Below are 15,488 nucleotides of genomic sequence, written 5' to 3'. Positions count from 1 at the left end.
CGCCCCGGCTGCCGCGGCGGTCGCGGCCGGCTACGTCACAGGTGCGCTGCAGTCGTGGTGCGATTCCGGGCGGCGGCGCGGGGTGTCCGTGCCGGCTCGTAGACTCCCCTGCGTGGACACGACCCTTCAGGACCCTCTCGTCGGGCAGGTGCTCGACGGCCGGTACCGCGTCGAGGCGCGGATCGCGGTGGGCGGGATGGCCACGGTCTACCGGGCCGTGGACACCCGCCTGGACCGCGTGCTCGCGCTGAAGGTGATGCACCCGACGCTCGCGACCGACGCCACCTTCGTCGAGCGGTTCATCCGCGAGGCCAAGTCGGTGGCCCGGCTCGACCACCCCAACGTCGTCCAGGTCTTCGACCAGGGAGCCGAGGGGGCGTACGTCTACCTGGCGATGGAGTACATCGCGGGCTGCACCCTGCGGGACGTGCTGCGCGAGCGCGGGGCGCTCAGGCCGCGGGCCGCGCTGGACATCCTGGAGCCGGTGCTGGCCGCGCTCGGCGCCGCGCACCGGGCGGGGTTCGTGCACCGGGACATGAAGCCGGAGAACGTGCTGATAGGCGACGACGGCCGGGTCAAGGTCGCCGACTTCGGTCTGGTCCGGGCCGTGGACACCGTCACCAGCACCACGGGCTCCGTCCTCGGCACCGTCTCCTACCTGGCGCCCGAGCAGATCGAGAGCGGCACCGCCGACCCCAGGGTCGACGTCTACGCCTGCGGTGTCGTGCTCCACGAGATGCTGACCGGAGCCAAGCCGCACGACGGGGACTCGCCCGCCGTCGTGCTCTACAAGCACCTGCACGAGGACGTGCCGCCGCCGTCGGCCGCCGTGCCGGAGATGGCGTACGAGCTGGACGAGCTGGTCGCCGCGGCGACCGCCCGCAACCCTGAGATCCGCCCGCACGACGCCGTGGCGCTGCTCGCGCGGGCCCGCGAGACGCGGGAGGCGCTGAGCGCGGACCAGCTGGACGCGGTACCGCCGCAGGCGCTCGCCGCGGAGCACGACGGCGCCGAGGACCGTACGAGCGTGATCCCGCGCGCACTGACCATGCCCCGGCCGCTGCCCGTCGACGAGGACGAGGGCGAGGACGGCCGCCCGGCCGGGGCGTTCCCCTCGGACGGGATCGACCGCACCAGCCGGCTGGCGGCTCCCCCGCCGGCCCCGCCCCGCTCCCGCCTGTCCCGGCCGCGACGCGGTCCGCTGGCGATCGTCGTGGCCGTCCTGCTGCTGCTCGGCGTGGGCACGGGCGTCTGGTACATCAACTCCGGCCAGTTCACCAAGGTGCCGCCGCTGCTGTCCAAGTCCGAGGCGCAGGCCCGGGACCGGCTGGACGACGCCGGGCTGGACGTCGGCAAGGTGAAGCACGCCTACAGCGACACCGTGGAGCGCGGCAAGGTCATCAGCACCGACCCCGGCGTGGGCGACCGCATCCGGAAGAACGACTCCGTGTCGCTCACGGTCTCCGACGGCCCCGACACCGTGAAGCTGCCGGACGTGTCCGGCTACCGGCTGGACCGGGCCCGGAGTCTGCTGGAGGACGAGGGTCTCGAGCCCGGCATGGTGACCCGGGCGTTCAACGACGAGGAAGCCGAGGGCTTCGTGATCTCCACCAAGCCCGGGTCGGGCACCACGGTGCGCGCGGGCTCCGCGGTCGCCCTGGTCGTCAGCAAGGGCAGCCCGGTCGACGTCCCGGACGTCACCGGTGACGACCTGGACGACGCGAAGGCCGAGCTGACCGACGCCGGCCTGGAGGTGGAGGTCGCCGACGAGCAGGTCGAGTCGGAGTACGACAGCGGCCAGGTGGCCCGGCAGACACCGGAGCCGGGCGGCCGGGCCGCCGAGGGCGACACGGTGACCCTCACCGTGTCCAAGGGCCCCCGGATGATCGAGGTCCCGGACGTGGTCGGCGACAGCGTCGACGACGCCAGGCAGACGCTGGAGGACGCGGGCTTCGAGGTGGACGAGGACCGGGGGCTGCTCGGGCTGTTCGGCGACACCGTCAAGGAGCAGTCCGTGGACGCCGGGGACACCGCTCCCGAGGGGTCCACCATCAAGATCACCATCAGGTGACGGGGCGCCGTCCGCCGCATGACACCCTGGACGGGTGAAGAGTCGACAGCCCGCCCCCTCGGCCACCGCCTCCGCCGCCCTCCCCCGCAACCCCGTCGGCGGCCACGTCCCGGTGGCCGGCGGGCTGCACTCCGTCGGGCTGTCCTACGCCCGTGAGCTGCGGGCGGAGGCCGTGCAGGTCTTCGTCGCCAACCCGCGCGGCTGGGCCACCCCGGCCGGCCGCCCCCAGCAGGACGAGGCCTTCCGGGAGGCCTGCGCGGCCGGGTCGATCCCCGCGTACGTGCACGCCCCGTACCTGATCAACTTCGGCTCGCACACCGAGGCGACGGTGGAGCGGTCGGTCGAGTCGCTGCGTCACTCGCTGCGGCGCGGGCGCGAGATCGGGGCGCTCGGCGTGGTGGTGCACACCGGCAGTGCGACCGGCGGCCGGGACCGCGGGGTGGCGCTGAAGCAGGTGCGGGAGCACATGCTGCCGCTGCTGGACGAGCTGACCCACGAGGACGACCCGTACCTGCTGCTGGAGTCGACCGCGGGGCAGGGCGCCTCCCTGTGCTCGCGGACCTGGGACTTCGGGCCGTACTTCGAGGCGCTGGACGCCCATCCGAAGCTGGGCGTGTGCCTGGACACCTGCCACATATTCGCGGCCGGCCACGACCTGACCGGACCGTCGGGCATGCACCAGACCCTCGACCTGCTGGTGGACACCGTAGGCGAGGGCCGGCTGAAGCTGATCCACGCCAACGACTCCAAGGACGTGGCGGGCGCGCACAAGGACAGGCACGAGAACATCGGCGCCGGTCACATCGGCGAGGACCCGTTCCGCGCGCTGATGACGCACCCCGCGACCGAGGGGGTGCCGCTGGTCATCGAGACGCCCGGCGGCAAGGAGGGGCACGCGGCGGACGTGGAGCGGCTGAAGAAGCTGCGCGACGGCTGACCCCCGAGGGGGCCGCGAGGGGTCACGCCTCGGGGCCGTCCCCGGGCTCCTCCTGGTAGGAGTAGCGCTGCTCCCGCCACGGGTCGCCGATGTTGTGGTAGCCGCGCTCCTCCCAGAAGCCGCGCCGGTCGGCGGTCATGTACTCGATGCCGCGGACCCACTTCGGGCCCTTCCAGGCGTACAGGTGCGGGACGACCAGCCGCAGCGGGAAGCCGTGCTCGGCGGTGAGCAGCTCGCCGTCCTTGTGGGTGGCGAAGAGGGTGTGCTCGGCGGCGAAGTCGGACAGCCTGAGGTTGGAGCTGAAGCCGTACTCCGCCCACACCATCACGTGGGTGACGGCGGGCGCGGGCGGGGCGAGGTCGAGGATCGTGCCGGCCGGGACGCCGCCCCACTCGGCGCCGAGCATGCTGAACTTCGTGACGCAGTGCAGGTCGGCGACGACCGTGGTGTAGGGCAGGGCCGTGAACTCGTCGTGGGTCCAGCCGTGCTTCTCGTCGTCGGTGGTGGCGCCGAAGACCCGGAACTCCCAGCGCTCGGGACGGAACTTGGGGACCGGTCCGTAGTGCGTGACGGGCCAGCCGCGCTGCAGTCGCTGCCCGGGCGGGAGCTCGAACCGCGACGTTCCTTGCGAACCGTCTTCTCCCGATCCGTGTTCCACCGGCTGACCCATGTCTCCATCCTGACAGACCCGGACCGATGCCCCTGACCCACCCCACTTACATTCGGTCAAAGAGCAATAAACGCGACGAATACAACTAAGCCTGTCCTTACTTACTAAGTCAAGACTTACTGGACGATCTTCGACGGCGGTGCAATCATGCCGCGCAACACGCCTGTTCCCGTTCGAAGGAGCGTCAAGCGATGCAGGGCGACCCGGAAGTCATCGAGTTCCTCAATGAGCAGCTGACCGCCGAGCTCACGGCCATCAACCAGTACTTCCTGCACGCGAAGCTGCAGGACCACAAGGGCTGGACGAAGCTCGCGAAGTACACGCGGGCGGAGTCCTTCGACGAGATGCGCCACGCCGAGGTGCTCACCGACCGCATCCTGCTCCTGGACGGCCTGCCGAACTACCAGCGGCTCTTCCACGTACGGGTCGGCCAGAGCGTGACGGAGATGTTCCAGGCAGACCGGGAGGTCGAGCTGGAGGCGATCGACCGGCTGCGCCGGGGCATCGAGGTGATGCGGGCCAAGCACGACATCACGTCGGCCAACGTCTTCGAGGCGATCCTCGCCGACGAGGAGCACCACATCGACTACCTGGAGACCCAGCTCGACCTGATCGAGAAGCTGGGCGAGTCGCTGTACCTGTCGACGGTCATCGAGCAGACCCAGCCGGACCCGTCGGGGCCCGGGTCGCTCTAGGTCCCGTCGTCAGCACCCGGCGGGCGGGCGCCGGGCTCAGGCCGCCTCGGGAAGCTCCGCGAGGACCGGCGCGCCCTGGTCGGCCAGCTCCCGGCGGGGGCACGCGCCCCGGCCGAGCAGGGCCTGGATCCGGCGTACGCAGCCGCCGCAGTCGGTGCCCGCCTTGCAGGCGGAGGCGATCTGCCGGGGCGTGCACGCGCCGGCCTCCGCGTGGCTCTTCACCTGTTCCTCGGTGACACCGAAGCAGCTGCAGACGAACACGCGGTTCACCTCCCGGACGGGTACAAGGTCGTGCCGTACCGACGACGACCAGGGGCCCGACTGACGGTGAGGCAAACCTAACCTTACCCATCGCGCCAGGCCGGCAAAAGTGGGAGGGGCGCGGATCCCGTGTGACCCGCGCCCCATTTCACCCGCCCCTCGCGAGGCGGACCGTCACTGGTCCCGGTACATCTCCGCCACCAGGAACGCCAGGTCGAGCGACTGGCTGCGGTTCAGCCGGGGGTCGCAGGCCGTCTCGTAGCGCTGGTGCAGGTCGTCGACGAAGATCTCGTCGCCGCCGCCCACGCACTCGGTGACGTCGTCACCGGTCAGCTCCACGTGGATGCCGCCCGGGTGGGTGCCGAGCGACTTGTGGACCTCGAAGAAGCCCTTGACCTCGTCGAGCACGTCGTCGAAGCGGCGGGTCTTGTGCCCGGAGGCCGCCTCGTAGGTGTTGCCGTGCATCGGGTCGGTGATCCAGGCGACGGTGGCACCGGACGCGGTGACCTTCTCCACCAGCTCGGGGAGCTTGTCGCGGATCTTGTCCGCACCCATCCGGACGATGAAGGTCAGCCGGCCGGGCTCGCGGTCGGGGTCCAGGCGCTCGATGTACTGCAGCGCCTCCTCGGCCGTGGTGGACGGGCCGAGCTTGATGCCGATCGGGTTGCGGATGCGCGAGGCGAACTCGATGTGCGCGTGGTCGAGCTGCCGGGTGCGCTCACCGATCCACACCATGTGCCCGGAGACGTCGTACAGCTGCCCGGTGCGCGAGTCGACGCGGGTGAGGGCCGACTCGTAGTCCAGCAGCAGCGCCTCGTGCGAGGAGAAGAACTCGACGGTCTGGAACTCGGCCGGGTCCGTCCCGCAGGCCCGCATGAAGTTCAGCGCGTTGTCGATCTCCCGGGCCAGCTGCTCGTAGCGCTGGCCGGAGGGGGAGGACTTCACGAAGTCCTGGTTCCAGGCGTGCACCTGGCGCAGGTCGGCGTAGCCGCCGGTGGTGAAGGCGCGCACCAGGTTCAGCGTGGACGCCGAGGCGTGGTACATGCGCTTGAGGCGCTCCGGGTCCGGGATCCGGGCCGCTTCGGTGAAGTCGAAGCCGTTGACGGAGTCGCCGCGGTAGGTCGGCAGGGTCACGCCGTCGCGGGTCTCGGTGGGCTTGGAGCGCGGCTTGGAGTACTGGCCGGCGATCCGGCCGACCTTCACCACGGGCACGGACGCGGCGTAGGTGAGGACGGCGCCCATCTGCAGCAGCGTCTTCAGCTTGTTGCGGATGTGGTCCGCGGACACCGCGTCGAAGGCCTCGGCGCAGTCGCCGCCCTGGAGGAGGAACGCCTCTCCCTTGGCGACGGCCGCCATCCGGGCACGCAGCTGGTCGCACTCGCCCGCGAAGACGAGCGGCGGATACGACTCGAGGTCCGCGATCACTGCGCGCAGAGCCTCGGTGTCGGGGTACTCGGGCTGCTGCGCCGCGGGCAGGTCTCGCCAGGTGTTGCCAGCGCTCGGGCTGGTCTTAGCGTTCACGGTCACCCCTCAACACTAAGGGGTCACGCCACGCGCTCTTCGCGTGGCTCGACAGATGAGACGGGCCCCCGGTGCGGGCGGCGGTCGACGGGTTGGTAACCTCACGCGTTTCCTGGGATCGCGTCCCAGGCATCGCAGACATCACAGCTGCACACGTACATGTTCATACCGAGCGCATACCGGGGTGGGGTTTTGAGCGCTGAGCATCGAAGAGACCGCAAGAAGAAGAGACTGCTGGTCTACGGCGTCGCCACGGCGGTGGTCGTCGCCGCCACGGCCGGCACCCTGGCCCTGGCCTCGCCCGGCCTCCTCGGCTCGGACACCGCCGAGGCGGCCGTACCGGCGGGAGCACGGCTGCAGACGGAGTTCGAGCAGGCCGCCGAGGAGTTCGACGTCCCGCAGAGCGTGCTGATGGCGGTCTCGTACCGGCAGACGCGCTGGGAGGACCACGACGGGCTGCCGAGCACCACCGGCGCGTACAACGTGATGGGGCTCACGGACGTCGACGCGGACAGCCTGGAGAACGGCGGCGCCGCCGAGGAGCGCGAGCACCGGCTCGAGCACATGAACCGCAGCGGTGACCCGGTCGTCGAGAAGCACTTCGACGCCGACAAGGCGCTGGAGAGCCTCGACGAGGAGCCGGTCGACACCGACGATCCGCGGCTGCACACGCTGGACGAGGCGGCCGGTCTCATCGACACCTCCGCCGAGAAGGTGCGGAGCGACACCGGCGAGAGCATCCGGGCGGGCGCCGCGCTGCTGGCCGAGTACCAGAAGGACGCCACCGGTTCGCTGCCCGAGGACCCCGGCGCCTGGTACCCGGCGGTGGCCCGTGCCAGCCAGTCCCCGGACACCAAGGGCGCGCAGCTCTTCGCGCAGCGCGTGTTCGACTCGGTCAGGACGGGTGAGCAGCGCGTCACCGCCGACGGCCAGACCCTGGTCCTCCCCGCCGACCCGGCCGTGAAGCCGCGGCAGACGACGGACCTGGAGCTGGCCGCGGGCTCCGCCGCCCCGGCCCCCGAGTGCCCGTCAGGTCTGCGCTGCGACTTCCGTCCCGCCGCCTACAAGCAGAACGGCGCCATCGACGACTGGGGCAACTACAACATCGCGAGCCGCCCCACGGCCGGCCACGAGATCACCTCGATCGTGATCCACGACACCGAGGGCAGCTACAGCAGCGCGCTGGGCGTCTTCCAGAACTCCCTGTCGTACGCCAGCACCCACTACCTGGTCCGCGCCTCCGACGGTCTGGTCACCCAGCTGGTCGAGACGAAGAACGAGGCCTGGCACGCCGCCAACAAGACCCTCAACATGCACTCGATCGGTATCGAGCACGAGGGTTACGCGATCAAGGACGGCAGCTGGTACACCGAGCCGCAGTACGAGTCGTCGGCCGCGCTGGTGAAGTACCTGGCCGGCAAGTTCGGCATCCCGCTGGACCGTGAGCACATCATCGGCCACGACGAGATCCCGGGCGTCCTGGACGGCAACGTGAAGTCCCAGCACTGGGACCCGGGCCCGTTCTGGGACTGGAACCACTACATGGGCCTGCTGGGCGCCCCCACCGGCGCCGAGGGCCCGGGCGGCCCGTACAAGGCCGGCCAGGTGGTCCGCGTCGTCCCGCCGTTCACCACGGCCAACCAGCCGAAGATCACCAACAGCGGCTCCTCGGTCCCCAAGCAGCCGGCGAACTTCGCGTACCTGTACTCCTCGCCGTCCACCTCGTCGGCCACCCTCACCGACCCCTACCTGGGCAGCCAGACCTGGAGCGAGGGCTGGAACTGGGGCAACAAGGTCCTGGCCGGCGGCGAGTACGTGGTCGCCGAGGCACGGCAGGACTGGACGGCCGTCTGGTACGGCGGCAAGAAGGCCTGGTTCTACAACCGGGGCGGCCAGTTCGCCACGGCCGCCGGCACGCCGGACGTGATCACGCCCAAGGCGGGCGCGAGCTCGGTCCCCGTGTACGGGCGGGCCTACCCCGAGGACAGCGCGTACGCGGGCACCGGGGTGCCGGTCCAGAGCAAGAACAACGAGTCGCTGACCAAGTACGGCGTCCTCGCCGGGCAGAAGTACACCCTCGCCGGTGGCGCCCTGAAGGGCTCGTACTACAACAGCGGCAACATCGACGGGTCGGGCACCGGCTCGCGCACGGTGGTCGTGGGCAACACCACGTACTACCCGATCCGCTTCAACCACCGCGTCGGTTACGTCCGCACGGCCGACGTCCAGCTGGTCAAGGGCGCCGCGCCCGACCCGGGCACCAACCGGTACGACATCCTCGGCCGGGACGCCTCGGGCGTGCTGTGGCAGTACCAGGGCACCGGCACCGCGTCCTCGCCCTTCTTCGGCCGCTTCCGCATCGGCGGCGGCTGGAACACCTACGACGCGGTGACGACGCTGACGGCGCTGCGCGCCGACGGCACCGGCGACATGGTGGCCCGCGACAAGAGCGGCGTGCTCTGGTACTACAAGGGCACCGGCGACCTGGCAGAGCCGTTCGCCGCGCGCACCCGGGTCGGCGGCGGCTGGTCCGTCTACGACACGATCACCGGCGCCCGCGACCTCACGGGCGACGGCAAGCCGGACCTGGTCGCCCGCGACAAGAGCGGCGTGCTCTGGCTCTACAAGGGCACCGGCACGGCCTCCGCGCCCTTCGAGAGCAAGGTCAGGATCGGCGGCGGCTGGAACATGTACAACGCGCTCGCCGACACCGGTGACCTCACCGGCGACGGCAAGCCGGACCTGGTCGCCCGCGACAAGAGCGGCGTGCTCTGGCTCTACAAGGGCACGGGCAAGGCGTCGGCCGTGTTCGAGTCCCGCACCCAGATCGGCCGCGGCTGGTCCGTCTACAACGCGCTGCTCGGCCCCAGCGACCTGAACCGGGACGGTGTGCCCGACCTCGTCGCCCGGGACAAGGACGGCGTGCTCTGGTTCTACCAGGGCACCGGCAGCGCCTCGGCACCGTTCAAGGCCCGGACCCAGATCGGCGGCGGCTGGAACACCTACGGCATGCTGATGTGAGACACCCGCCGGTGACCCGGCACACCGTCCGCGGCGCCCCGGCCGTCCCGCATCGCGGGACGTGCCGCGGCGCCGCGCGGCGGATGCGCTAGGGTCGGCGGCATGTTCGCGCACTCGACCCAGAACTGGTGGTGGACCGCTCGTCCGGCGGCCCACTGACAGCGCGCGACACACGACTCCGCGAAGGCCGCCCGAGGGGCGGCCTTCGGTGTTTCCGCGGCCGGGACCGTCCCTCACCGACAGAGGGACACCACCCATGACACCGCCCCCCGCACCGCGCACCGGTCCGCTCGACGGACTGACGGCCGACTCCCGCCCGTTCGCCCTGCTCCGCCGCCGCACCCCCGGCCACGACCACGACGTGGTCGAGCTGCTGATCGGCCCGGTCGCGCAGCACGACGGACTCGCCGACCTGCCCGACGAGGGGCTGGCACTCGTCCCCTTCCGGCAGATCCGCGAGCGCGGCTTCGACGTCCGCGACGACGGCACGCCCCTGCTGGTGCTCACCCCCGAGGAGCGGTACGACATCCCGCTGGCCGAGGCGCTGGCGCAGTTGCCCGCGCACGAGGTCCGGGTCGAGGGCGGCGGCTTCGACGTCGGCGACGAGGAGTACGCGCGGATCGTCGGGCGGGTCCTCGACGAGGAGATCGGGCGGGGCGAGGGCGCCAACTTCGTGATCCGGCGGACGTACGAGGGCCGCGTCCCCGGGTTCGGGCGGGCCGACGCGCTGGCCCTGTTCCGGCGGCTGCTGGTCGGCGAGCGGGGGGCGTACTGGACGTTCGTGGTGCACACCGGGGACCGGACGCTGGTGGGCGCCAGCCCCGAGGTGCACGTGCGGATGTCCGGGGGCACGGTCGTCATGAACCCGATCAGCGGGACGTACCGCTATCCCGCCGAGGGGCCGACGCCGGAACACCTGCTGGACTTCCTCGCCGACGGCAAGGAGACCGAGGAGCTGTCGATGGTCGTCGACGAGGAGCTCAAGATGATGTGCACCGTCGGCGACATGGGCGGGGTGGTCGTCGGCCCGCGGCTGAAGGAGATGGCGCACCTCGCGCACACCGAGTACGAGCTGCGCGGGAAGTCCTCCCTGGACGTGCGGGAGGTGCTGCGGGAGACCATGTTCGCGGCGACGGTCACCGGCTCGCCGGTGCAGAACGCCTGCCGGGTCATCGAGCGGCACGAGTCCGGCGGGCGCGGCTACTACGCGGGCGCGCTGGCGCTGCTCGGGCGGGACGCCGGGGACGGGACCGGCCGGCCGGGCGGTCACCAGACCCTCGACTCCCCCATCCTGATCCGCACCGCCGACATCGACGCCGAGGGGCGGCTGCGGGTGCCGGTCGGCGCCACGCTGGTGCGTGGTTCGGACCCGGCGGGCGAGGTCGCCGAGACCCACGCCAAGGCGGCCGGGGTGCTGGCGGCGCTCGGCGTACGTCCGTCCCGGCCGCGTGCGGAGGCCGGGCGGCCCCGGCTGGCCGACGATCCCCGGGTGCGGGCGGCGCTGGACGGGCGCCGCGCCTCGCTGGCCCCGTTCTGGCTGCGGATGCAGGAGCCGTCGGCCGCGCTGACCGGGCACGCCCTGGTCGTCGACGCGGAGGACACCTTCACGGCGATGCTCGCGCACGTGCTGCGCTCCTCGGGGCTCGCGGTGAGCGTACGGCGCTACGACGAGCCGGGGCTGCGCGAGGCGGTGCTCGGGCACGAGGGCGGGCCGGTGGTGCTGGGGCCGGGACCCGGCGACCCCGGTGACCCCGCCGACCCGAAGATGCGCTTCCTGCGGTCCCTGACCGCCGAGCTGCTCGCGGCGAATCGGCACGGCGTCCTCGGGGTCTGCCTCGGGCACGAGCTGATCGCGGCGGAGCTGGGCCTCGACGTCGTGCGCAAGGAGGTGCCGTACCAGGGGGCGCAGACGGAGATCGACCTGTTCGGGCGGCCGGAGACGGTCGGCTTCTACAACAGCTTCACCGCGCGCTGCGACGACGCGGCGGCCGCCGCGCTGGCCGCGCGGGGCGTCGAGGTGAGCCGTTCGGCGGGCGGCGAGGTGCACGCGCTGCGGGGCGGGGGCTTCGCCGGGGTGCAGTTCCATCCCGAGTCGGTGCTGACGCTGAACGGCACGGCCGTCGTGCGGGAGCTGGCCGGTCAGCTGCGCGGGACGAGCACGTTCTCGGAGCGGCGGCCCTGACGGTAGTCGAGGACGTTGCGCGCCGTCGTGTCGACGATCTGACCGACGGCGTCCTCGGTGTAGTACGCCTGGTGCGAGGTGACCAGGACGTTCGGGAAGGTGACGAGGCGGGCCAGGGTGTCGTCCCCGACGGCCTCCAGGGACTTGTCGAGGAAGAACAGGCCCGCCTCCGCCTCGTACACGTCCAGGCCCACGCCCGTGAAGCGGCCCGCGCGCAGCTCGCCGACGAGGGCCGCGGTGTCGACCAGGCCGCCCCGGCTGGAGTTGATCAGGATGGCGTCGTCCCGCATCGACTTCAGGGCGGCCGCGTCGATCAGGTGCCGGGTGTCGGGCATCAGCGGGACGTGCAGCGTGATCAGGTCGGAGCGGGCGAGCAGCTCGTCCTTCGGGACGTACCGCATGCCCAGCTCCGCGCAGGCCGGGTTCTCGGCGACGTCCCAGCCGAGCAGCCGCATGCCGAAGCCGTGGGCGATGCGGGCGAAGGCCTCGCCGATCTTGCCGGTGCCGAGGATCCCGGCGGTGCGGCCGTGCAGGTCGCGGCCCATCAGGCCGTGCAGGCGGAAGTCGAAGTCGCGGGTGCGGGTGGAGGCGCGCACGATCCGCCGGTTGACGGCCATGGCGAGGGTCCAGGCGAACTCGGCGACCGAGTACGGCGAGTAGTACGACACCCGGGCCACGGTGATGCCGAGCCGCTCGGCGGTGTCCAGGTCGACGTTGTTGAAGCCGGTGGAGCGCTGGGCCACCATCCGGGTGCCGCCGGCCGCGAGGATCTCCAGGACGTCCGCGCCGAGGTCGGCGTTGACGGACGTGGAGACGATCTCGTGGCCGGCCGCGATGGGCGCGGTGTCCTCGTTGAGGAAGACGTCCAGGCAGCGGACGTCCTCGTGGTCGCGGAAGGCCCGCTCGATCAGGGGCTTCTCGTCGGCCTGGACGCCGAAGGCAAGGATCTCCATGACCGCTCCCGTTCCGGTGGGCTCCGGGCCGAATATACGGCCCTCGGCCCGCCGTCGCGGGTCAGCGGTCGTCCGCCGGGGGTCAGCCGAAGAAGACGCCGACCTCCTCGTACAGCGCCGGGTCGACGGTCTTCAGCCGGGCGGTGGCCTCGGCGATGGGGACGCGGACGATGTCCGTGCCGCGCAGGGCGACCATCTTCCCGAAGTCCCCGTCGCGCACGCAGTCGATGGCGTGCAGTCCGAAGCGGGTGGCGAGCCAGCGGTCGAAGGCGCTGGGGGTGCCGCCGCGCTGGACGTGCCCGAGAACGGTGGTGCGGGCCTCCTTGCCGGTGCGTTTCTCGATCTGCTTGGCCAGCCACTCGCCGACCCCGGACAGCCGGACGTGCCCGTAGGAGTCCAGCGACTCGTCCTTGAGCACCAGGTCGCCGTCGCGGGGCATCGCCCCCTCGGCGACGACCACGATCGGGGCGTAGGACGCCCGGAACCGGGAGGTCACCCAGGTGCACACCTGCTCGACGTCGAAGCGCTGCTCGGGGATGAGGATGACGTTGGCGCCGCCGGCCAGGCCGGAGTGCAGGGCGATCCAGCCGGCGTGCCGGCCCATGACCTCGACGACCAGGACGCGCATGTGGGACTCGGCGGTGGTGTGCAGCCGGTCGATGGCCTCCGTGGCGATGCCGACGGCGGTGTCGAAACCGAAGGTGTAGTCGGTGGCGGACAGGTCGTTGTCGATGGTCTTGGGGACGCCGACGCAGGGCACGCCGTACTCGTCCGCGAGGCGGGTGGCGACGCCGAGGGTGTCCTCGCCGCCGATGGTGATGAGCGCGTCGACGCCGAGCGCGGCGAGGTTGTCCTTGATGCGCCGGATGCCGCCCTGCTGCTGGAGCGGATTGGTGCGCGAGGAGCCGAGGACGGTGCCGCCGCGGGGCAGGATGCCGCGGACGGCCGGGATGTCGAGCGGGACGGTGTCGCCCTCCAGGGGGCCGCGCCAGCCGTCCCGGAAGCCGGTGAAGTCGTAGCCGTACTCCTGGACGCCCTTGCGGACGACGGCCCGGATGACGGCGTTGAGCCCGGGGCAGTCGCCGCCTCCGGTCAGTACTCCGACCTTCATCGCACAACCCCTTTGCCAGGGTGGGTGGTTGAGGCCACTGTCCCGCGTGGGTCAGGCGTCGTCCAGACCGCGTTCTATCGCATACCGCACCAGCTCCACCCGGTTGTGCAGCTGGAGCTTGCCGAGGGTGTTCTGGACGTGGTTCTGCACGGTGCGGTGGGAGATGACGAGGCGTTCGGCGATCTGCTTGTAGCTCAGGCCCTTGGCGACCAGGCGCAGCACCTCGGTCTCCCGGTCGGTGAGCCGGGGCGTGCCGGGATCGTCGGTGCCTGCGGCGGGGGCGGGTTCGGAGGCGAGGCGGCGGTACTCGCCGAGGACCAGTCCGGCCAGCCCCGGGGTGAAGACCGGGTCTCCGGCGGCCGTGCGGCGCACCGCGTCCCGCAGCTCCTCCGTGGAGGCCGACTTCAGCAGGTATCCGGTCGCGCCGGACTTCACCGCCTCCAGCACGTCGGCGTGCTCCCCGCTCGCCGAGAGCACGAGCACGCGCAGCGTGGGGTCGGCGCCGAGGACCTCCTTGCAGACCTGGACGCCGGGCTTGCCGGGCAGGTTGAGGTCGAGGACGAGGACGTCCGGAGCGACGGCCGCGGCCCGGCGCACCGCCTGGTCGCCGTCGCCCGCGGTGGCGACCACGTCGAAACCCGACTCGGCCAGGTCCCGGGCGACGGCGTCGCGCCACATCGGATGGTCGTCGACCACCATGACCCTGACCGGGTCCTCCCGTTCCGGGCCGCGCCGTTCACCCGGCGTCCACTGTCCTTCACTCATGGTCCGCTGCCTTCCCCCGTGCGGTGCTGCCGACGGTCTTCTTCGGTGCCTTCAGCTCGACCTCCGTGCCCTGCCCGGGCACCGAGATCAGTTCGGCCGTGCCGCCGAGGTCGCGCAGCCGGCCGCGGATGGACAGGGCCACGCCGAGCCGTCCCTCGCCCTCGGCCTCGGCGAGCCGGCCCTCGGCGATGCCCGGCCCCTCGTCGCGGACGGTGACGATCACCTCGTCCGGTTCGTCCTCGACCAGGATCCAGGCGCGCGCCCGCTCCCCGACGTGCGCCCGGACGTTGTCCAGGGCGGCGCCCACGGCGGCCGCCAGTTCCCGCGCCGCCCGGGGGGCGAGGAGGACGGGGGCGCCGGGCTCGGCGAGGTTCACCAGCGAGCCGGCGTACGGGGCGAGCAGGGCGCGCAGGTCGACGGGGGCGTCCGGGTCCGCGCCCTCCGGTTCCTCCACCACCCGGACGACCGCGCCGTCGGCCGCGTCCTCCGAGACGCGGGAGACGGGTACCAGGCCGCCGGAGACCAGGGTGCGCAGGGCCACCTCCTGCTCCCCGGCCAGCCGGCCCAGCTCGGCCGCCTCGCCGCCGATGACGGCGCCCCTGCGCTGCACCATCGCCAGCACCTGGAGGACGCTGTCGTGGATGTCCCGGGCGAGCCGCTCGCGTTCCCTGGTCGCGGCCTCGATCTCCAGGGCGCGGGCGAGGGTGCGCTCGGAGGCGCGGGCGACCTCGACGACGTACCCGATGGCGATGGAGGCGACCCAGACGAGGATGACGTTGTGGACGGTGTCGCGGGCCGGGGTGCCGCGTTCGGCCAGGTTGGCGGCGGCGACGAGGGTGGAGGCCACCGCCGCCCAGCGCCAGCCGCCCTTGATCGCGAAGGCCAGTACGGAACCGGCGGTCCATATCGACGGCAGCGTCGGGCCGCCGTCCATGACGCGCTCGTGGGCGTCGGCGAGAGGGGTGAGCAGGATGCCGGTCAGGGCGACGGCGAGGTCGGCGGCGAGGAACCGCCCGGTGCAGCTCGCGGCGTTCGTGACCTTGGGGAGGGTGGCCAGGGTCCACACGAAGAGGACGGCGTAGTAGCCGACGGCCAGCCAGGGCCGGGCGAAGCCGGAGTAGGCGGTGGCGAAGAAGCCGATCGCGTACAGCATGGTGAGCACGCGGTAGCCGGCGAGCGCGCGCCACAGCGGCAGCTCGACCGACATCCTCATGACTCTCTCGCGCCTGGCCATGTCCCCCCTCCCCCGGCGACCGGTGCCCTGAGGTCCCGTCCCCGGTGCCGCCGTGCCCGGGCCCCTG

12 protein-coding genes are annotated in these 15,488 nt (G+C 72.1%); 5 read left to right on the top strand and 7 right to left on the bottom strand.

Going from position 1 to position 15,488, the window contains the following annotated elements; translation table 11 throughout:
• Positions 1 to 112 precede the first annotated feature (112 nt).
• Together pknB and EV562_RS21185 are read left to right on the top strand one after the other, a co-directional pair.
• On the top strand, positions 113 to 2,071 hold the full coding sequence (gene pknB, locus EV562_RS21190; RefSeq protein ID WP_166661919.1) for a Stk1 family PASTA domain-containing Ser/Thr kinase: 1,959 nt from the start codon (positions 113 to 115) through the stop codon (positions 2,069 to 2,071).
• Positions 2,072 to 2,105: 34 nt separating this feature from the next.
• Positions 2,106 to 3,008, top strand: a complete 903-nt coding sequence (locus EV562_RS21185; protein WP_133888400.1) for a deoxyribonuclease IV — start codon at positions 2,106 to 2,108, stop codon at positions 3,006 to 3,008.
• A gap of 22 nt (positions 3,009 to 3,030) precedes the next feature.
• Here EV562_RS21185 and EV562_RS21180 read toward each other — a convergent pair whose 3' ends face one another.
• On the bottom strand, positions 3,031 to 3,678 hold the full coding sequence (locus EV562_RS21180) for a sulfite oxidase-like oxidoreductase (protein ID WP_133888399.1): 648 nt from the start codon (positions 3,676 to 3,678) through the stop codon (positions 3,031 to 3,033).
• A 191-nt stretch (positions 3,679 to 3,869) separates the two neighbouring features.
• On the opposite strand from EV562_RS21180, the gene bfr reads away from it, so the two are divergent.
• On the top strand, positions 3,870 to 4,373 hold the full coding sequence (gene bfr, locus EV562_RS21175) for a bacterioferritin (protein ID WP_003976703.1): 504 nt from the start codon (positions 3,870 to 3,872) through the stop codon (positions 4,371 to 4,373).
• 36 nt (positions 4,374 to 4,409) lie between these two features.
• Here the strand turns inward: bfr and EV562_RS21170 are convergent, their stop codons facing one another.
• Positions 4,410 to 4,643: a (2Fe-2S)-binding protein gene (locus EV562_RS21170; RefSeq protein ID WP_133888398.1), complete on the bottom strand. Its 234-nt coding sequence runs from the start codon at positions 4,641 to 4,643 to the stop codon at positions 4,410 to 4,412.
• Positions 4,644 to 4,808: 165 nt separating this feature from the next.
• Positions 4,809 to 6,161 carry a 3-deoxy-7-phosphoheptulonate synthase class II gene (locus tag EV562_RS21165; protein ID WP_133888397.1) on the bottom strand — a complete coding sequence of 451 codons (1,353 nt, stop codon included), beginning with the start codon at positions 6,159 to 6,161 and terminating at the stop codon, positions 4,809 to 4,811.
• Between the two features lie 186 nt (positions 6,162 to 6,347).
• Between EV562_RS21165 and EV562_RS21160 the strand changes: the two genes are divergently transcribed.
• Together EV562_RS21160 and EV562_RS21150 are read left to right on the top strand one after the other, a co-directional pair.
• A complete protein-coding gene (locus EV562_RS21160) occupies positions 6,348 to 9,176 on the top strand; it encodes an N-acetylmuramoyl-L-alanine amidase (protein ID WP_133888396.1) in 2,829 nt (942 codons plus the stop codon).
• 256 nt (positions 9,177 to 9,432) lie between these two features.
• Positions 9,433 to 11,358, top strand: coding sequence for an anthranilate synthase family protein (locus EV562_RS21150; RefSeq protein ID WP_133888395.1), 1,926 nt, complete (start codon positions 9,433 to 9,435; stop codon positions 11,356 to 11,358).
• Here the strand turns inward: EV562_RS21150 and EV562_RS21145 are convergent.
• From EV562_RS21145 to EV562_RS21130, 4 genes are all read right to left on the bottom strand, one after another.
• Positions 11,316 to 12,311: a 2-hydroxyacid dehydrogenase gene (locus EV562_RS21145; RefSeq protein WP_133888394.1), complete on the bottom strand. Its 996-nt coding sequence runs from the start codon at positions 12,309 to 12,311 to the stop codon at positions 11,316 to 11,318. The genes EV562_RS21150 and EV562_RS21145 overlap by 43 nt on opposite strands.
• 82 nt (positions 12,312 to 12,393) lie before the next feature.
• A complete protein-coding gene (locus tag EV562_RS21140) occupies positions 12,394 to 13,422 on the bottom strand; it encodes a 6-phosphofructokinase (RefSeq protein ID WP_133888393.1) in 1,029 nt (342 codons plus the stop codon).
• Positions 13,423 to 13,473: 51 nt separating this feature from the next.
• Positions 13,474 to 14,187, bottom strand: coding sequence for a response regulator transcription factor (locus EV562_RS21135; RefSeq protein ID WP_166661918.1), 714 nt, complete (start codon positions 14,185 to 14,187; stop codon positions 13,474 to 13,476).
• Entirely contained in the window at positions 14,180 to 15,421 is a 1,242-nt protein-coding gene (locus EV562_RS21130) for a DUF5931 domain-containing protein (RefSeq protein WP_133888392.1), read from the bottom strand. The genes EV562_RS21135 and EV562_RS21130 overlap by 8 nt, the downstream gene beginning before the upstream one ends.
• Between the last annotated feature and the right edge of the window lie 67 nt (positions 15,422 to 15,488).

Origin of the sequence: Streptomyces sp. BK208 (genome assembly GCF_004364245.1) — a bacterium.
Lineage (GTDB): Bacteria > Actinomycetota > Actinomycetes > Streptomycetales > Streptomycetaceae > Streptomyces.
Note: the sequence above shows the minus strand (reverse complement) of the source record. Positions and strands in the feature narration are given on the sequence as shown.